The sequence below is a fragment of the Bacillus sp. mrc49 genome, assembly GCF_002803435.1.
Genome location: NZ_PHNG01000459.1, coordinates 1 through 1049 on the forward strand (window position 1 = coordinate 1; position 1049 = coordinate 1049).

1 protein-coding gene is annotated in these 1049 nt (G+C 43.7%); it reads right to left on the bottom strand.

All coding sequences use genetic code 11. The features are described 5' to 3' along the window. Positions 1–905, bottom strand: a 905-nt coding sequence (gene mnmE / locus CVN76_RS03590; protein WP_100530327.1) for a tRNA uridine-5-carboxymethylaminomethyl(34) synthesis GTPase MnmE, incomplete at its 3' end; no start/stop codon positions are given. Positions 906–1049 lie beyond the last annotated feature (144 nt).

Consider the following 1049-nt stretch of genomic DNA (forward strand, 5'->3'; position numbering starts at 1 on the left):
TCTTTCAATACTGCACGAGACCGTTCAACCCCGATTCTTTCAACGATATCTTCCGTTTCCCGAATCCCTGCCGTATCGACAAGTTTAAGCGGAACACCGCGAACATTGACATATTCCTCGATTACATCACGCGTTGTCCCAGGAATATCCGTGACAATCGCTTTATTTTCATGAACCAAGCTGTTAAGCAAAGAAGATTTCCCGACATTGGGGCGCCCGATAATGACGGTCGCAAGCCCATCGCGGAGGATTTTCCCCTGCTGGGCTGTATGAAGCAGCTTCTCGATTTCGGTCTTGACAAAACTGCCTTTTTCCAAAAATAAACGATGTGTCATTTCTTCGACATCATCATATTCCGGATAATCTATATTTACCTCGACTTGAGCGAGTGTCTGTAAAATTTCTTGGCGAAGGTTCTGGATTAGTTTTGAAAGCCGGCCTTCCATTTGTCCTAAAGCAACATTCATCGCTTTATCCGTTTTAGCACGAATCAAATCCATGACGGCCTCCGCTTGGGAAAGGTCGATCCTTCCATTCAAAAAGGCACGTTTCGTAAATTCACCCGGTTCAGCAAGACGAGCACCTTGAGAAAGGATGAGCTGCAATACCCGATTGACCGAAACGATTCCGCCGTGACAGTTAATTTCCACGACATCTTCCCTTGTAAACGTCTTTGGCCCCTTCATGACGGAAACCATGACTTCCTCTATGATTTCACTCGTTTTAGGCTGGATAAGATGTCCATAATGAATCGTATGTGACTTGACCTCAAGCAATCCTTTTCCGCCTGGTCCTTTAAAAATCCTATCGGCTATTTCTATGGCCTCATCACCGCTGATTCTAACGATGGCGATTGCCCCTTCCCCTAAAGGGGTAGAGATAGCGGTGATTGTATCGAATTCCATGTTTTCACCTCTTATATATTGATGTTTCTATATTATTTTTGATAATAAAATCGTCGAATCCCTAAATTACTACAATACCACAGTATATTCATGAAAAAAAGTAGATACTCCTTCCTTCCAAGAGTTATCCACATGCAGCGCAAC